Genomic DNA, 441 nt, shown 5'->3' with positions numbered 1-441 from the left:
TGCCGAAGTCATTCCGCCATCTCGTCCAGGCCCTGGCCTGCCTTGCGCTGCTGGCCAGCGCCAGCCTCCAGGCGCAGGAGAGCCGCCTCGACCGCATCCTCGAAAGCGGCGTGCTGCGCGTCGCCACCACTGGCGACTACAAGCCCTTCAGCTACCGCACGGAAGAGGGCGGTTACGCCGGTTTCGACGTGGACATGGCGCAGCGCCTGGCCGAGAGCCTGGGGGCCAAGCTGGTAGTGGTGCCGACCAGTTGGCCGAACCTGATGCGCGATTTCGCCGACGACCGCTTCGACATCGCCATGAGCGGCATCTCGATCAACCTGGAGCGCCAGCGCCAGGCGTATTTCTCGATTCCCTACCTGCGCGACGGCAAGACGCCGATCACCCTCTGTAGCGAAGAAGCGCGTTTCCAGACCCTGGAGCAGATCGACCAGCCGGGCG

The 441-nt window shown here is 66.2% G+C and carries 1 pseudogene; it reads left to right on the top strand.

Annotated features, from left to right (window positions below):
* Nucleotides 1-441: pseudogene (gene pheC / locus GWG65_RS40325) on the top strand (cyclohexadienyl dehydratase); the annotation flags it as partial.

The sequence above is a fragment of the Bradyrhizobium sp. CSA207 genome, from assembly GCF_029051685.1.
Lineage (GTDB): Bacteria > Pseudomonadota > Alphaproteobacteria > Rhizobiales > Xanthobacteraceae > Bradyrhizobium.
Note: the sequence above shows the minus strand (reverse complement) of the source record. Positions and strands in the feature narration are given on the sequence as shown.